The sequence below is a fragment of the Methanobrevibacter sp. genome (assembly GCF_045636185.1).
Lineage (GTDB): Archaea > Methanobacteriota > Methanobacteria > Methanobacteriales > Methanobacteriaceae > Methanocatella.
The window spans coordinates 1-19,400 of sequence record NZ_JAZTXC010000142.1; the positions used below are offsets into that span (position 1 = coordinate 1).

Genomic DNA, 19,400 nt, shown 5'->3' on the forward strand with positions numbered 1-19,400 from the left:
AAATCCATTGGAGACATGAATTTCTACGATTACCAGCACAAATACCATGATGATGCATTCAATGCCATAAAAGAAAGCTTTGACATACTATCCAAAGAATATGACATAATCGTTATTGAAGGAGCAGGCTCACCGGCAGAAATCAATATGAGAGACCAGGACATTGCAAATATGGAAATTGCTCATCTGGCAGATGCAAATGTTATCTTAATAGCAGACATTGAAATGGGAGGAGTATTTGCTGCCATTGCCGGAACATATGTGCTTCTTGACGATTATGACAGATCCCGTTTAAAGGCCACTGTAATCAATAAGTTCAGAGGAAATCTTGACATCCTAAAGCCGGGACTTGACAGAATTGAAGAGATAACCGGCGAGCCTGTTTTAGGTGTACTTCCCTATGATGAAACATTGAGACTGCCTGAAGAGGACTCAGCATCACTTACAACCCATAACTTTGATGATGACAAGGACATTATGATTGGAGTTATCAGACTTCCGAAAATAGCTAATTTTACAGACATCGATCCATTTGAAGCTGAAAGTGATGTCGGAATAAAGATGATTGGAATAAATGATGACATAGGCGATGTTGATGCAATAATCATTCCGGGAACCCGTAACTCTACACAGGACGTCTATGAGCTATGGCAAAGCGGCCTTGCAGACAAAATAATTGAAAAGTCAGCTGAAATACCGGTTATCGGAATCTGCGGAGGATTTCAGATACTGGGTGAGGAAATCATTGACGAAGCCAAAAAGGAATCAAAGCAGGGAACAATAAAAGGCCTTGGTCTTCTTCCAATAACATCCGAGTTTGAACGTTCAGACAAAATCGTAACACAATCCGAAGCAATTATTCCTGAAAATCTGGAAGGTATTGCAGGTGAAATATTTAAAAATATAGTTGGCGAAAGCGTTACCGGCTATGAAATCCACGAGGGAACCAGTACACTCAATGAATGCTGTGCCCTTTTAGAAATCAAGAAAGGTCAGGGAAATGATGAAACAGGATTAGTGGACGGGGCATCCCATGAAAACATTTTTGCAACCTATTTCCACGGAATATTCAACAATTATAATTTCAGAAGAGAGTTTTTAAACTACATCAGAGCCAAAAAAGGTCTTGAAATACAGGAAGGGGAAGACCCATACGAAGCCCAGAAAAACTACTCAATAAACAAGCTGGCACAGATTGTTGAAGAAAACCTTGACATGGACATTATTGATGAATTGATTTTCAAATAATAATTAATTTATATATGAAAAAAACATAAATAATAGTAATAATTATAATGGAGATTTTAATTATGATTGTAAATGTAAAAGCAACTAACAAAATAAATGGTGAAGTAATTTCATACAAATTAGAAGGCGAAGGATTTTCCGGATTTTTATGTGACGGAACCCACATGCAAGAAGTAGCTGATAACAAAATCAGAGAAGTTAACAATAATTTAATCTTACAAGGCTCACCTATATACACCATCAAATCTGGTGAAAGTGCTAAAGTTGAATCTATGACCTTTGACATTGAAATTAACGCTGAATAGATTTATTCAGCTCTTTTTTTTACTCTTTTTTTACTTAACTTTTTTTATATATTATAAATACTATCACATTCAAATATTCTATCATGGCTAATGATAATATTGAATTAATGACTGGAAAACCGGAAACTGCAATAAGAAAATTAGCTGTCCCAATTATGATTTCAATGATTTTAACTGCAACATACAATATCATTGATGGTATTTGGGTAGCAGGCTTAGGTCAGGAGGCCATTGCGGGAATAGGTTTTGTAACACCAATATTTATGGTGCTTAACGGTGCAAGTGTAGGACTTGGAAACGGTGCAACTAGTAGTATAAGTCGTTTTATTGGAGCCAAAAATCACGAAAAGGCCAACCAGTCAGCAACACACTCATTAATCATATTCATAGTCGCATCAATTGTATTATCATTATTTTTTATATTATTTCAGGACATGATTTTAAGCAGTTATGGAGCATCAGGCCAAACCCTTGTTGAAGCTGATGCATATTCAACTCCACTCTTTTTAGGACTTATTGCATTGATGCTGTCAAACGGTTCAAGCGGAATTCTTCGTGGAGAAGGAGACATGAAAAGAGCAATGTATGCTGTTATTGTTACAGTCATATTGAATGCTATTTTAGATCCAATCTTCATCTACACATTAGGCTTAGGATCTGCCGGAGCATCCCTTGCAACAATATTTAGTGCTGCAATTGCCGCTTCCGTAATCTTATACTGGATTTTAATTAAGAAAGACACTTACGTTCATGTTACACTTAAAGGCTTTGAGTTTGACAAAAAGATGGCAAGAGACATTTTAAAGGTAGGTATCCCATCCTCTCTTGATATGATGCTTATGGCCATTGCAATGTCAATCTATCTGTTGATGATTTCACAGGTCGGCGGAGATTATGCCATTGCAACATTCTCATCAGGCCAGAGATTGTTCCTCTTTGCAATAATGCCACTTACAGCTATTGGATCTGCTGTTGTAGCAGTAGCCGGAAGTAATTATGGCGCTAAAAATGGAGAATATTTATCAAGAACACACCAATACGGTTCAAAACTTGGAATCGCACTTGGATTTTTAATAAGTACACTTATCGTGGTATTTGCAACACCTCTTGCTACAATGTTTGCATATACTCCTGAAACCGCCAATTTAATTCCTGGAATTGCCGAATATTTACAGATTGTCTGTCCCTGCCTGACATTTATCGGTATAGGTATAGCATCAAGCTTTTTCTATCAGGGAATCGGAAAAGGAGTATACAGCCTATTCTTTACACTTTTAAGAGAAATTCTTTTAGCTGCTCCTTTGGCTTATTTTCTGGCAATTACTTTAAACTGGGGAATAATAGGAATATGGGTGGCACTCAGTGTAGGAAAAGGATTGGCAAGTATTATAAATTATATCTTTGCCAGATATGAAATTAAAAGAATTAGAAAAAGATTCGGCAATTAACTATTTGCCTCATTTTTCCATTTGAAATACATGATAACGGAATTTGCCAGATAGATAATGCACATGAATAAAATAGCTACAGTTCCATTGCCATTTAAAAAAGCGTAAATCCATAATCCCAAATTGATAATGTTGACAATAATCCACAAAAGCCATTGCTCGGCATACATTTTAATAGAGATATACATTCCAACAACAGCAACAACAGTGCCTAAAGCATCAACAAACGGCAGATTTCCATTCAGTACTTGAAGAATAAGTCCATAGGCCATTGTCATTGCAAAAACTAAAACCAAAAGTATTAGTGTATTTTTCCGGGACAAACTCTTTTTATAGACTTCCTTGGTATCCGGATTCATATTCTTCTGCCAGACATAAAATCCGTAAAACTGCATCGGCAGATAATATAAAACATTTAACATTAAAATTCCATAGTATCTGGCGTTATATGCAATGAGCGCATATGTAATAATATGAATTATAGCAAAAAAATAAGTTAACAGTTTGCCTTTGCCTGCAAAAATAACGCATATTATTCCAGTTACTGCGGCAATAAGACCTAAATAATCTTCACCTAAAGCAAAAGTTATAATCGTAATACCAACTGTGGCTATTAACAGCCAGACTATTTCCCAACTTTTCCATCCGGAGAATTCATTTTTTAAAAAATCATTCATAAAATCACATATACTAATCAATTAATCATATATTTTACTTTTCGAATATACTATTTAAAATGTCCTCTGTTTTCTTTGAAAACTTAATTCAATCATTTCATTTAAAATATTTAACAATCTTACCTATATCTTTAGTAACAATATTTTGGTGGTTAGATTCAATGAAAATGAACTCATAATTATTTGATATGATTTTTAAGGATTTTTTATTTGTATCTGAAGTTGCTAAATAAATTATGTGCGTATTTATTTGAGGCGTATGGAAATTCCATGTTGAATTGACATAGGATATTTCTATAACTTTATCAATGAGTTTTTTAGCATTCTTATTTAAATTATAATTATTATATAAATCCCTTGTTTGTTTTGCTATATCTTCTTTATTTGGCTTTTTATTACTTGCAAATGATAATGTACCATCTATAAGAATACATTTATCTACTTTTTTATCTTTTTCCAGTTTTTCAACCAGCAGTGATGCATAAATACAACCTAAGGAATATCCAGCAATAATATCTCCATCACAGAATAAATCCTTAATTTCATTATAATAATAATTAAAAATATCTTCATGATTTGTGTTTTTGATTTCATCTAATGATAATTCATATCTAAAATCATCAATAACATAGATATTTCCTTCAAAATCAATATTTTGAATTAAATCTGAAAATATTATAGATAAACCATCCATAGCAGGAATTAAAAACATGTTTTTATTAATTTTTCCTTTTTTAACTAAATTAAATCCTTTAGTGTTTAAATTTTGAGTAACGTGCAGTGCAATTTTATAAGGAGTTCTTTCCGTCATGATAGTATTGGCATTTAAAATAATATCCTTTTCAGCTAATAATGAAACAATCTGGATAGCAGCTAATGAATCTCCACCCATATTGATGAAATCATCATATATACCGATATCTTTCTCATTAAACACATTTTCAAAGGCATCTATTATATATTTTTCAGTTTCATTCCTCGCGGCAACATATTTGCTACGTAAAGAAGAAACATCCACTTCAGGCAAAGATTTCTTATCTACTTTACCGTTAACATTCAATGGAATAGACTCTAATTTAATAACATATGAAGGCACCATATAATTTGGTTTAAGGTTTGCAACATGATCTTGAATTAATTCTCTAACTTTATTTTCTTCCAAATCATTTGATACAACAACATAAGCCACAATTTCATTATTTCCCTTATTATTAACTGTTTGAACAGTTACATCATCAATAATATCCATAGTTCTTATTGTAGACTCTATTTCAGACAGTTCAATACGATTTCCCCGAACTTTAACCTGATTATCACGGCGGCCGGCAATACCTAATGATCCATCAGGTAAAAGTCTTACAAGGTCACCAGTACGATACATCACATTATAATCTTCACTATCATCGAAAGGATTATTGATGAATGCTTTTTCAGTTTCTTCATCCCTATTTAAGTATCCATCAGCAATTTGAATACCTGATAAATATAACTCACCTATGGCTCCAACTGGAACTTGTCTAAATTCATTATCTAAAATATATGCTTTAATATTATTATATAAATGACCAACTGAAGATGGATCTATCCTAGTGCTTTGTTCAATTGCACAAACGGATACACAGCCTTCTGTTGGACCATATCCATCAATAACCAAATAATCAAGAGATTTATTTACTTGACCTAATTTTTCACCACCTGTTGTTAAAACTTTCAAAGAAGTATTATCAACATTCTTTATAAATAATTTGGCAACAGGAGTAGTGATACTTGTGTATGTCACTTGATTATCAATGAAGAATTTATTTAATTCAGGAATATTTAATCTAATATCTTCCGGAATAATGGTTAAAGAAGATCCTGTGAATATTGGCAATAATATGCTCTTAATTGCTCCAGCATCAAACCCAATGGATGAAAACATAGCGAAAACATCATTCTTTTTGAGTTCAGCTATTTTATTGAAACCCTCAAGATAATTAACAATGGCTTTTCTTGTAATTTTAACACCCTTTGGAATACCTGTTGTTCCACTTGTATATAAAATACAGGCCAAATTACCATCAGTAACAGGTAGGGATGGTAATGACTCAATATTTTCATTAAAAATATCATTAATATTTAAAAGAGTAATATCCAGTGATAAATTCAAAGCACGCTCATATGTTTCATCGCTAACAATAAGAACCTTGGATTTTGTATCGGTTAACATGAACTTTATACGCTCATCAGGATGATTATCATCCAACGGTACAAAAACGGCCCCGATTGATAAAATACCCAATATATTAAATACATAATATTCAGATTTTTCAACTAAAAATCCAACGAAATCCTGAGCTTTTACACCTAATTCCATCAATTTTTTAGCGATTTTATCTGATATGTAAGCTCCTTCACCATAAGTATAATTTCTATTTTCACCATACACAAGTTTATTGTTTGGATATTTTGCTAAATTATCATTGAATGCATCTAAAACATTAGTATATGTTAAATCCTGATTTCTTTGATTATACTCATTTAAAAGTAGAATATCATTATTTGAAATATAATTAATATCCCTTAGATTTTCCTTTTCTACAAATTGCATTAATACTTCCTTAAATACATTTACAAATCTTTCGGCAGTATCCTGGCTGAATTTATCTCTATGGCTGACAGAAATGACAAAACCATCATCCAAATCATTAAGAACACATAAAAATTCAGAAACACAGTTTGTAAAATCACTGAATGTTATATCATCACCAACATCGGATACATCATTCAAATTACGATTATATTCAAATGTAACTTTATTGTTCAAATTAAAATCATTGGAAAGTACTCTGAATGGATAAAAACTATTAGTTAATGCTGATAAAATCAAATTAGAAGCATCATATAAATATTCATCCACAAGTCTATCTTTACAATCCATTACAATCGGAACAGTACGAACAAACATTCCTAAAGCATCCTGACTGTAATTATGATGACGTCCATGTTCAGTGAAATTATAGTAAACCTTATCTCCTCCGGTAAAACGTGAATACGTATATGCAAAAACTGAATTTAAGAAACTTCCCAAACTAACACCTTTATTTTTTACAAATGATTCAACCTGATTCCTTATGCCTCTAATTGGTAGAGTAACACTACCTGCAGAACCTTCAACATCCTCCAATAAATATGCAACATCATCAATGTCCGCTAACATATCTTTGAAAAATTCATATGCTGATTTATACTCATCTGTGAATTTAGATTCAAATGATTCAGAGCCTGCATAAACAAAACCATAATCCACATCCCTATTTAATTCACCATTTATAGCACAGTTTAATTCTTTATTAAGAATACTTACAGAAGTAGCATCGCTAATAATATGGTGCATATCATAGAATACAAACTTACCTTCACTATTTTCTATAATATAGAAACGAGCTAAAGATTTATTTAAATCAAAAGGTTTTACTAATTTAGAATAATCATCAGCATTTACAACTTCAATTGATGGATAAGCATCACAAATTAAAAGGGAACGATTACCTGTATCTAAAATACGTGCTTTTAAAATAGGATGTTTGTCAATTAATTCATGGATGCCATTTTCAATTTCATCAATAGATTTTGACAATCCGCATTCAAAAACACCCAAAACCGAATAACTTATTCCCTTATCATGCATTTTTTCATCCAAATAAACTCCCAATTGGGGTTCAGATAAACAACAAACTATACCTTCTTTTTTGAAACTATAATTTCCAATGAATTTTAATTCAGATAAAATATTTTCATGGAAAGTCTTGAATTCATCACCCAGATAAGTTCCATCTGCATAATTTCCTCTAAAAAGATAATGATTATCTATACGGGAAATATTAAAGGAAATACCATAGGATTCAGCGTCAACATCAATATCTATAATTTCATCATTATCTGATAGATAATCATTCATTGATTCGAATAATTTATTTTTAAAAATGAATTCTGAGCTTAAGAAATTAAATGAAACTGGGCAATGTTTAAATTCCAATTCACCAGTAGTGTAAATTAAAGAAGAATAATTAAGACCTAAATTATCAATATCTTTAAAAGCAGTTTTAAGATTATAAACATCTTCCATTAATGAAATATTGTCATACCCATTACTTATCTTAATTGAAACAGGATATTGGCTAGTGAACCAACCTATTGTTCTTGAAACATTAGCTAAACTTTCATCACGACCATAAGATTCAACATTGAAAACAATATCTTTATCATAGGTCTTTTTATATGCACGTGCTATTGCTAAAGCCAAGTATTCATTTTCAGATAACATTAACAAATTATCAGCATCATAGTCTATTTCAGCATTAAATGAAAATCTTCTTGAATCACCTTTAATCAAATCATCATCTAATAGATTATTAACATCAATCCAATGTTGTTTTTCTTCATCAGATATATTATTAACTAATTGTTTAACATCATTAACCCAGTTTTTATAAGGATATGGTCTTAAAAGATCTATTTTAACACCTTCAACTAGATTAAAGTAAATTTGAGTTAAATCCCCTAATAAAATATTCCAACTAACTCCATCAATAATTAAATGATGAGCAACAATGATAAAGTAATATTCGCCACCATATTTAATTAAACTGGTATCAATCAGCTTATGTTGAATATCCAATGAATTAAGCGAATCAATAAAAATATTAATCACATTTTCTTCCAAATTCTCCTTGATAGTATATTCGTTAATATTATACTGGCGGGCGTTTAAAGGCAGGATTTCCTGAATAGGAGTATCTCCTTCAAATCTATAAACTGCACGCAGCATGTCATGGATATTAACTAACTCATTTAAAGCCTGCTGTAATTTATCAACATCAATATCTTCACTCATTTTTAAAATAAAATTCTGAGCGAACTTATTTTTATTTATATGATCAAAGAAAAACTTCTGTATAGGCAGTAATTCAACTTCACCTTCAGTAGCATCATATGAAATTTTTTCAATATGTTTTCCAATATTTTGTGCAATTAAATAAGGAGTTTTATACTTTAATATATCACTTGCATTACAATGAATAGATTTATCATTAAGTAATGAAACAACACGAATAGCAATGATGGAATCTCCACCTAAAAGTGTGAAATCATCAAATAAACTAATTCCTTCATAATTAAATACTTCTTCAAAAACATGGATTACAATTTCTTCCATTTTATTTGTTGGACCATAATAATTTCTATATAACTTATCCCATTCAACTTTAGGCAATTCACGTTTATTCACTTTACCATTAATTGTTAACGGAATTTCATCCAATTCAATTATAAATGAAGGAACCATATATGCGGGTTTATTTAAACTTATGTATTCAGAAATAGATTCTTTAAATTTTGGGACTTCTTTAGATAAAACAACATATGCCACTAACTCATTATTATGATTATTTTTAAATGTTTGAACTGTAACATCTTCAACATAGTCTAACTTACTGATAATACTTTCAACAGCACTTAATTCTACACGGTTACCTCTGATTTTTACTTGCCTATCCTGACGACCTACAATACCTAAAGATCCGTCAGGTAATAAACGCACCAAATCTCCAGTACGATATAGCATATTGTATTTTGGAGAATTATCAAATGGATTTTTAACGAAATTTTTGTCTGTTTCTTCCTTTTTATTTAAATATCCATTTGCAAGTTGATAACCAGAAACATATAATTCTCCGACAGCACCTATTGGTACACGCCTGCCTTCTTTATCTAAAATGTATGCTTTAGTATTATAATTTAATAAACCTACAGAAGAATGGTGAATCTTATCTGAAACCATAGATTTACAAATAAAAGCAAATGTTTCAGTTGGACCATAACCATCAACCAAAATATAATTAGGGCTTTCAACTTCACCCAATATCTCACCACCAACAGTTAAAACTTTTAGAGAGGTTTCATCAATTTCTTTTATGAACAATCTGCCCACTTGAGTAGTAATCATAGTGTGTGTAACACCCTGATCAATAAAGTAATCATTCAAATAAAACATGTTTAGTTTGATATCTTCTGGAACAATAGACAAACAAGCTCCAGCATAAATAGTCTGAAATATAGCCTCTGAAGCTGCATCAAAACCAATATTCGCAAACAAACCATAAACATCATCATTAGTGAAATCATAATTTTCAGCATAAACGGTGGATAAGTTAAGAATTGCTTTTCTTGTAATTTTAACTCCTTTAGGAAGTCCTGTTGTTCCACTAGTATACAAAATACATGCCAAATTATTATATGTAACAGGTAAAAATGATAAATTTCCAGGACCCTCATCAATTATTTCAGATAGATTTAAAACAGTTAAATCTTCAGATATATGGCCAACACGATTGTATGTTTCATCGCTGACAATAATGACCTTGCTTGCAGTATCTTTAAGTATGAATTCCAAACGTTTATCAGGCAAGTTATCATCCAGAGGAACATAAACTGCACCAGTAGACATTATGCCTAAAACAGCAAACATATAATATTCACTACGAGGAAGTAAAAATGCAACATAATCCTTTTCACTTATACCAATGTTGATTAATTGTTTAGCAATTTTATCTGCAATGAAAGCACCTTCGGAATAAGTGTAATGATTTTCATTTAATGAAACAAGATTGCTGTTAGGACGTTTAGCTAAATGGTCATTAAATGCATCTAAAATATCATCATAGATTAAATCTTTGTCAGTCTTATTATATTCATCTAAAATTTTAATATCCTCATTAGAAATGTAATTGATTTCATTTAATTTATCAACATTTGTTATTTCATGTAAAATTAATTTATATGATTCAGCAAAGGCATTGATAAAGTCACTGGAATATTTATTGGAATAGTTAATATTTAAGTTATATTCTTCTCCATTTTGAATCACATTGACATTCAAATCGTTGATGAGATTATAGTCATTTTCGAAATCAATATCATTTTCAACAACATTTTCAGCATCATATAACAAATCTGGTATGAACTGGAATATGATATTTGAATCAAAATTGAATTCATTTGCAAGTAATCTAAATGAATAATAATTGTATTTTGTTATATCATAAAGCAATTGAGACATATATCTCATAAATGATGAAACGTCCTGATTTTCACAATTAGCCAATACAGGTAAAGTGTTTACAAACATGCCTATTGCATTTAAATTATTGAATCTATCTCTTCCATTTTCAACTATATTAAATAATACCTGTTCATTAGCAACAAAACGGGATAATGTATAAGCAAAAACACCAGTGAATAAAACATTTTTAGTAATTTGATTTTCTTTAATAAATGATTTTAGTATATTGGAATTTAAATCCAAATCAACATATATAGAGCCTGATCCATCAGGCAGTACACTATCCAATAAAATACCAACATCATCACTTTCATCCAACATGCTTTTATAAAAATTATTTGCATTTTCATATTCTTCAGTATGTTTTATTTGTTGTGTGAAAGCTGAAACCTTTAAAAATGAATCATCAATGCCAACACTACCGCCATCAAGAACTGTATGTAAATCTCTTTTAAATACCTGGTTGGATATTGCATCAAATATAATGTGGTGGAATGATGCAAATAACTCGAATTTTTCATTATTTTCAATTATTAAAAATCTGCATAAATTACCATTTAAATCAAATGGTTTTAATAAATATGATTTGATAAATTCATCATCACGTTGAGATTTAACAATAATAGGAGGTTTAGATCCCATAACCAAATAAGGTACATCATGATTATCGCTAACATGCATTCCTAAAATCGGATGAATATTAAACATTTCTTCTATAGCATCAATTATCTCATTAACACTATATTTCTTTGAAATTTCCATGAAGAAAGGTATAATATATGAGTTTACTTTATTTTTAACCATTATATCCAAATAAACATTTAATTGTGGTTCATTTAAAGGACATCCGGAATCCAAAGTATAAATATCTAAATTAAACTGATTTTTACTAATATTTTTTGAAATTGCATGAGGAGTACGCAAACTTAAAATTTCCCCTGCAGTAATATTATAATCCTTAAGATAAGATATTAATTGGATAGCAGTTAATGAATCTCCACCAAGACGAATGAAATCATCATACACACTTATTTTTTCCTGATTGAAAACTTTTTGGAATGCTTCAACAATCTCTTTTTCTATTTCCGTTTTTGGAGCCACATAATCTGCACGCAAAGCATCAATTTCAACTTCAGGTAAAGAACGTTTGTCTACTTTTCCATTTACAGTTAGAGGAATAAAATCCATTTTAACAACAAATGAAGGAACCATATATCCCGGTTTGTTTTCACCAACATAATCACAAACATAACGCTCAATATCTTCAATTTCATCAGATGCTACAACATAAGCTACCAATTCATTATTGGATTCATTTTTAATAGTTTGAAGAGTAACATCATCAACATAATCCAATTCTCGAATTGTAGATTCAATTTCAGCTAATTCAACACGATTTCCACGTATTTTAACCTGATTGTCACGACGACCAACAATAGCCAATGATCCATCAGGTAAAAATCTTACCATATCTCCACTGCGGTATAATACTTCATAACATTTAGTACTGTTAAATGGATTTTCTAAAAATGAAGATTTTGTTTCTTCATCACGGTTTAGGTATCCTTTTGCAACTTGGTATCCTGCAATGTATAATTCACCTACACCACCATAAGGGACCTGCCTGAATTCATTATCCAATACATATGCTTTAGTATTATAATTCAACATACCAATTGATGAGTAATCAACTTTATCGTTATTATCAATTGAAGTTATATATGCAAAAGTCTCGGTAGGTCCATATCCATCAATTATCTTATAGTCAGATGGATTAGTTATTTCACCTAATTTTTCACCACCAACCTTTAAAACTTTTAGTGATGTTTTATCAATACTGCGCATAAAGAGTTTAGCCACCTGTGTTGTCATCATGACATGAGTAATTCCCTGATTAATGAAATAATCATTTAATCTGTCCATATCCAAACGGACATCTTCAGGAATAATTGATAAACATGCTCCATCATGAAAAGTTTGACATATTGCTTCTGAAGCAGCATCAAAACCAATGGATGCATATAATCCATAAACATTATCATTACTTAAATTGTTTTCATCAATATAATGCTCAGATATGTTAAGTATGGCTTTGCGTGTGATTTTAACACCTTTTGGAATTCCAGTAGTTCCACTGGTATATAAAATACAGGCTAAATCATCATGAACAACAGGTAATTGATTTAATGATTCTATATTCTCTCCAATAATGGATGAAATATTTACGATTTCAATATCAGTTATATTTTGAGCGCGCTTACATGTTTCATCACTAACAATAATCGCTTTTGTATCGCAATCTTCCAGTATGAATTCTATACGTTTATCCGGCAACTTATCATCTAAAGGAACATAAACTCCGCCCATTGACATTATGCCTAAAACCGCAAACATATAATACTCACTACGAGGAAGTAAAAATGCAACATTATCCTGCCTGTTTACACCAATATCAATTAATTGTTTAGCAATTTTTTCAGCTATATATGCTCCTTCACCATAGCTATAACATTTATCTTCCATGGAAACGAGTTTATTGTCAGGATATTTTGATAAATTATAATTAAAAGCATCTAAAATATCATCATAGCCCAAATCATATTCAGTTTGATTATATTTATTTAAAATTCTTTTATCGTCATCAGAAGTGTAATCAATTTCTTTTAAAGTTTTTTTATCTAAAATTTGAACCAATATTTCTTTAAACACATTCACAAAACGTTCAGCAGTATTCTGGCTGATTTTATCCAAATGACTTACATTAACAATAAAACCATTATCATAGTCATTGACAACACATAAAAATTCAGAAACACCATTTGCAGTATCACTGAATACTATATTCTCATCAATATCAGGTATTTCGTTTAAAGTGGAATTATATTCAAAAGTAACATTATTGTTTAAACCAAATTCTCTTACAAGTAATCTGAAAGGATAAATACTGTTTGCCATAGATTCTAAAATCAAATCAGAAACATCATGAACATAGTCATTAATTTGTCTGTCTTTACAATCCACAATAACCGGAATAGTACGGATAAACATTCCAACAGCATTTTGATTATAAGATTCATGACGTCCATGTTCAGTGAAATTATAATAAACTTTATTACTTCCTGTGAAACGAGAATAAGTGTATGCAAAAACGGAATTTAATAAATTACCTATACTAATACCATTCTCTCGAATAAATTGTTCAGCACGTTCTCGAACATCAGGAATGAACAGACTGACACTACCATTACGCCCGTCAATGTCATCCACTAAAGACTCAACATCATCCATATCGTCAAATTCCATATTAAAGAATTCATGAGCAGATTCATAACGTGATTCGAATTTGGATTCAAATGAATCATAACTATCGTAAATAAAACCTAAATCTATTGAATCATCTAAAGAATTATCCAATGCTTCATTTAATTCCTTATTAATAATACCACGAGTGCTTGCATCACTGATAATATGGTGCAGGTCGTAAAAGATAAATTTACTTTCAGGTTTATCAATGATAAAGAATCTGGCCAAATTCATATCCAAATCAAATGGTTTGACTAATTCAGAATAATCATCAGTATCGACAACTTCAATTGACGGATAACTGTCACAAACCAAAAGAGGCATATCTGCAGTATCCAAAATACGGCCTTTTAAAATAGGATGCTTATCAATTAAAGAATAAATAGCTTGTTTAATATCATTAACGGATTTATCCAATTTACATTCCAGAATATCATTTGAAGAATATGCTATTCCCTTATCGTTGACTTTTTCATCCAGATAAATTCCAATTTGTGGTTCAGACAAGCAGGTGACAATACCATCATCAAATTCATAATTTCCAATGAAATCCAGTTCTTTTTTAATATTTTCAACAAATGTATCAAATTCATCCCCAATATATGTATCCATTGCATAATATCCACTGAAAATATAAGATCCACCCATATTAAATACGTTTAAGGTAATTCCATAAAATTCAGAGCCCTGTCTAAATTCATATAACTCATCCAAATTAAATAAATCATAATTAATTGATTTGAAAAGTTCATTTTCAAAAATAAATTCATCACTTAAGAAATTAAATGTGACTGGGCATTGTTTATACTCCAATTCTTTAAGAGTATAAATTAAAGAAGCATAATTTAATCCTAAATGATTAACGTCCTTAAATGCAGTTTTAAGACCATAAACATCATTAGTTAAAGAAATATTGTCATAATCATTACTTACATCTACAAGTACAGGATATTTGCTTGTAAACCAACCCAATGTTCCTGCCACATTGGCAATACTTTCATCACGTCCATGTGTTTCCCTATTAAAAATAATGTTTTTGCCATAAGTCTTTTTATAAGCACGGGCTATACTTAAAGCCAAATACTCTTCTTCAGACAATCTTAATAAATTATTAACATCAAATTTAATGTCCATGTTAAAATTAAAAGGATTTGACTGTCCTTTAATGGAAGATTCATCTATTGATTCATTAATTTTTATCCAATGTTGTTTTTCACTTTCAGAAATGTTTTCAACCAATTGTTTAACATCATTGACCCATAATTTGTAAGGATATGGTCTTAAAAGATTAATTTCATTATCTTTAACCATCTGCATATAAATTTGAGTTAAATCATTGATTAAAATACTCCAACTAACACCATCAATAATTAAATGATGAATTACGAAAACAAGATATGAATCATCTCCATGGTGAATCAAATTAATCTTTATCAATTCACCATTTATATCCAATGAATCATTTAATTCAATGATTATATCTTTTATACTATCTTTTAAGTCATTATCTATAGTATATTCCTTGATTTTACAGATATGAGTATTAATTGGCATTATCTCCTGAATTATCTCATCATTATCATTTCTGTATTTTACCCTTAACATGTCATGGACATTAGTCAATTCATCAAATGCTTTCTGTAAAATATCCAGATTCAGATTAATTTTTGACTTTAAAATAAATTCCTGAGAATAATTGTTGGCGTTTATTTTATCAAAGAAGTAATCCTGAATTGGGAGAAGATCCACATTACCTTCAGTTGCATCATATGAAACCTGATCAAACACACTAATATTCTGTGCAATTACATATGGAGTTTTATAATCTAGAATGTCTCTTGCATTACAGTCAATTCCTCTTTTTTGAAGTAATGAAACAACACGAATAGCAGAAATAGAATCTCCACCTAACTGAATAAAATCATCATATAAACCAATGCCCTTTTGGTTAAATACTTCTTCAAACACATCAACTATTGCTTTTTCATTTTCTGTTGTTGGTGGAACAAATTCGGCATGTAAACTATCTAAATCCACTTTAGGCAATGCATGTTTATCAACTTTACCGTTAATATTCAATGGAATTTCATCTAATTTTATTACATAAGAAGGAACCATATAATCCGGTTTACGCTCCCTTACATAATTAGAAATTGAATCAAATAATTCTTTATTTTCCAAATCCTTTGAAGATACAATATATGCTATTAACTCATTATTCCCATTGTTATTAACTATTTGAATTGTAACATCTTTTACATAATCGATACTTCTGATTGTTGATTCCACTTCAGACAGTTCTACACGATTTCCACGGATTTTAACTTGATTGTCTTGACGGCCTAAAATACTTAAAGTGCCATCAGACAACATACGCACCATATCACCAGTGCAATACAATTTAGAGTAATTTTTGTCATTAGCAAATGGATTATCAATAAATGATTTATGATTTTCCTCATCCTGGTTTAAATAACCTTTAGAAACCTGATAACCTGCCAAATGCAATTCCCCTATGGCACCATAAGGAACTGGCCTTTTTTCTGAATCCAAAATATAAACTTTTGAATTGTAATTAAGATGCCCAATGGAAGAATAATCTTTCTTATCTCCATATTTAATTGAGGTGATGAAATTATTTGTTTCAGTAGGGCCGTATTCATCAACCAGAATATAATTTTCCGGATTTTTTATTTCTCCTAATTTTTCCCCACCTACAAATAAATAGTTTAAAGAAGTATTATCATTAATTTCCATAAACAGTTTACCCACCTGGGTAGTAATCATGGTATGAGTCACATTTTGCTCAATGAAATATTCATTCAATTTTACCATATTTAATTTTATATCATTTGGGACTATTGATAGACAAGATCCAGCATAAATAGCTTTGAATATAGATTCACAACCGGCGTCAAATCCAATTGATGGATATAAACCATAAACGTCATCATTGTTTAAATCATAAGTGTCAGCATAATAAGCCGCAACATTAAGAATAGATTTTCTAGTAATCTTTACTCCTTTAGGAAAACCAGTACTACCACTAGTATATAAAATTGAAGCAACATCCCCATAACAGATATCAAGATGATTCAGATGTCCTATAGCTTCATTTACAATATCTGACATGTTTATAATAATTGAATCTTTAAATAACATTTTAGCACGTTGATAAGTATCATCAGTAGTAAGAATAACTTTAGCATTCGTATCTTTAACTATAAATTCAATCCTATTATCTGGATGAGAATCATCCAAAGGAACAAAAATGGCTCCTACAGACAGGATTCCTAAAACAGAAAATACATACCATTCAGAACGATTAACTAAAAATGCAACACAATCTTGAGAGTTAATATTTAAATCCAACAATTTCTTAGATATTTTATCTGAAATAAAAGCACCTTCAGAATAACTATATGAAACATCATTATAGGATACCAATTTATTATCAGGATATTTGGCAAGATTATCATTGAATGCTTCCAAAATATCTTTATAATCCAAATCATGTTCAGTTTGATTATAAATATTCAATAAATCCAAATCTTCATTGCTGGTGTATTCAATATCTTTTAATTCATTTTTATCCAGCATCTGAATTAGTATTTCCTTATATGAATTTAAAAAGCGAATAATTGTGTCATTATTGTATTTTTTGGAAGAACTTACGCTTACTAAAATTCCGTCAGACAAATCATTTACTATGCATAAAAAGTCTGAAACCAAATCAAATATGTTGTTTTCAATTATTAATTCATCATCTGTTTTAGGAAGTTCATTTAAATTAGAATTATACTCAAAGGTCACATCATTTGTTAAATCAAATTCTCGGGCAAGCAATCGGTATGGATAGAAACTATATTTCATGGCATCTAAAAATAAATCAGAAGTGTCAGTTAAAAACTCCATAATAGGTTTATTTTCACAATTAACTATTATAGGGATTGTTTTAACATACATACCTAATGCATTTTGATTGTATGATTCATGACGCCCATTTTCTGTGAAAGTATAGTAAACTTTTTCACTACCCATGAAACGAGAATAAGTATAAGCAAATACTGCATTGAATAAATTACCTGCAGTTATTCCATTTTTATGACAAAATGATTCTATTTTTTCTTTAATTCCAACAATAGGAATACGAATAGTATTTTCAATACCGTCAATATCATTTAACAAATTAGCTATTTTATCAATACCGGAAATATTATTGCTGAAGAAGTTACTGGCATCTTCATAATCTGTTTTAAATTTTAAATTGAATGAATCAATACTATTATGGATAAAACCCAAATCAACAGTATCGTCCAATTCTCCATTTAAAGCCTTTTTTAATTCTTTATCAATGATTATAGTACTTGTTGCATCATTGATTAAATGATGTATGTCATAAAATATGAATTTACCTTCTTCATTTTCATTAATATAAAAACGGGCCAGAGATTCATTCAAATTGAAAGGTTTAATCAATTTAGAATAATCTTCTACATCTACCACTTCAATTAATGGATGACTGTCACAAATTAAAAGAGGTGTTTCCCCATCCATAATACGGCCTTTTAAAACAGGATGTTTATCTATTAAATCAGTTATTGCATTTTTTATATCTTCAATAGAATGGTCAAAACCGCATTCAAAGATTTTTGGAATTGAATAAGCATTACCTTTGTCATGTATTTTTTCATCCAGATAAACTCCTAATTGTGATTCAGATAAAGCACAAACATAATTATCAAATTTATATTCTCCTATAAACTTTAATTCATATTTTATATTTTCAACGAATTCATTAAATTGTTTTGAAATGTATGTGTCATCAGCATAATCTCCTTTAAAAATATAATATTCATCTCCACGAACCACATTTATACTAATACCATATGTTTTACGATTGAACATTTTTTCATCATTCAATTCGACATAATCTGACTCAAACAGCTCATTTTTAAATATGAATTCTGTACTTAAAAAGTTATAAGTTACTGGACAATGTTTATACTCCAATTCATCCAAAGTATAAATTAAAGAAGAATAATTCAATCCTAAATGTTTAACTCCATTAAATGCATTTTTAATATTATAAACATCGTTCATTAGTGAAACATTATCATAACCCTGATTAACATCAACCGGAACTGGAAATTGGCTAGTAAACCAGCCGATTGTTTGGCCAACATCAGCAATGCTTTCATCACGGCCATGAGATTCACGATTAAAAATAATGTCTTTTCCATATGTCTTTTTATAAGCCCTTGCAATAGCTAAAGCAATATATTCATCTTCACTTAACATTAAAAGATTATCAGTA

5 protein-coding genes are annotated in these 19,400 nt (G+C 30.2%); 3 read left to right on the forward strand and 2 right to left on the reverse strand.

Features of this window, described 5'->3' with window-relative positions; genetic code table 11:
• The 3 genes from cobQ to ACKI3Q_RS08025 form a co-directional block, all read left to right on the forward strand.
• Positions 1-1,248 (forward strand): cobyric acid synthase CobQ (cobQ, locus tag ACKI3Q_RS08015; RefSeq protein ID WP_407415988.1); only part of this gene is annotated, 1,248 nt, incomplete at its 5' end.
• 62 nt (positions 1,249-1,310) lie between these two features.
• Positions 1,311-1,553, forward strand: a complete 243-nt coding sequence (locus ACKI3Q_RS08020) for a hypothetical protein (RefSeq protein ID WP_407415990.1) — start codon at positions 1,311-1,313, stop codon at positions 1,551-1,553.
• An 83-nt stretch (positions 1,554-1,636) separates the two neighbouring features.
• Complete coding sequence (locus ACKI3Q_RS08025; protein WP_407415992.1) at positions 1,637-3,001, forward strand: MATE family efflux transporter; 1,365 nt, start codon at positions 1,637-1,639, stop codon at positions 2,999-3,001.
• Here the strand turns inward: ACKI3Q_RS08025 and pnuC are convergent.
• Both pnuC and ACKI3Q_RS08035 read right to left on the reverse strand, forming a co-directional pair.
• The gene (gene pnuC / locus ACKI3Q_RS08030; RefSeq protein ID WP_407415994.1) at positions 2,998-3,678 is read right to left on the reverse strand and encodes a nicotinamide riboside transporter PnuC; all 681 of its coding nucleotides are present in this window, start codon (positions 3,676-3,678) and stop codon (positions 2,998-3,000) included. The genes ACKI3Q_RS08025 and pnuC overlap by 4 nt on opposite strands.
• Positions 3,679-3,775: 97 nt before the next feature.
• Complete coding sequence (locus ACKI3Q_RS08035; protein WP_407415996.1) at positions 3,776-19,384, reverse strand: amino acid adenylation domain-containing protein; 15,609 nt, start codon at positions 19,382-19,384, stop codon at positions 3,776-3,778.
• Positions 19,385-19,400 lie beyond the last annotated feature (16 nt).

Coding starts and splice junctions, on each gene's coding strand:
- ACKI3Q_RS08020 (WP_407415990.1), top strand. CDS start 1,311: ATGATTGTAAATGTAAAAGCAACTAACAAAATAAATGGTGAAGTAATT.
- ACKI3Q_RS08025 (WP_407415992.1), top strand. CDS start 1,637: ATGGCTAATGATAATATTGAATTAATGACTGGAAAACCGGAAACTGCA.
- pnuC (WP_407415994.1), bottom strand. CDS start 3,678: ATGAATGATTTTTTAAAAAATGAATTCTCCGGATGGAAAAGTTGGGAA.
- ACKI3Q_RS08035 (WP_407415996.1), bottom strand. CDS start 19,384: ATGTTAAGTGAAGATGAATATATTGCTTTAGCTATTGCAAGGGCTTAT.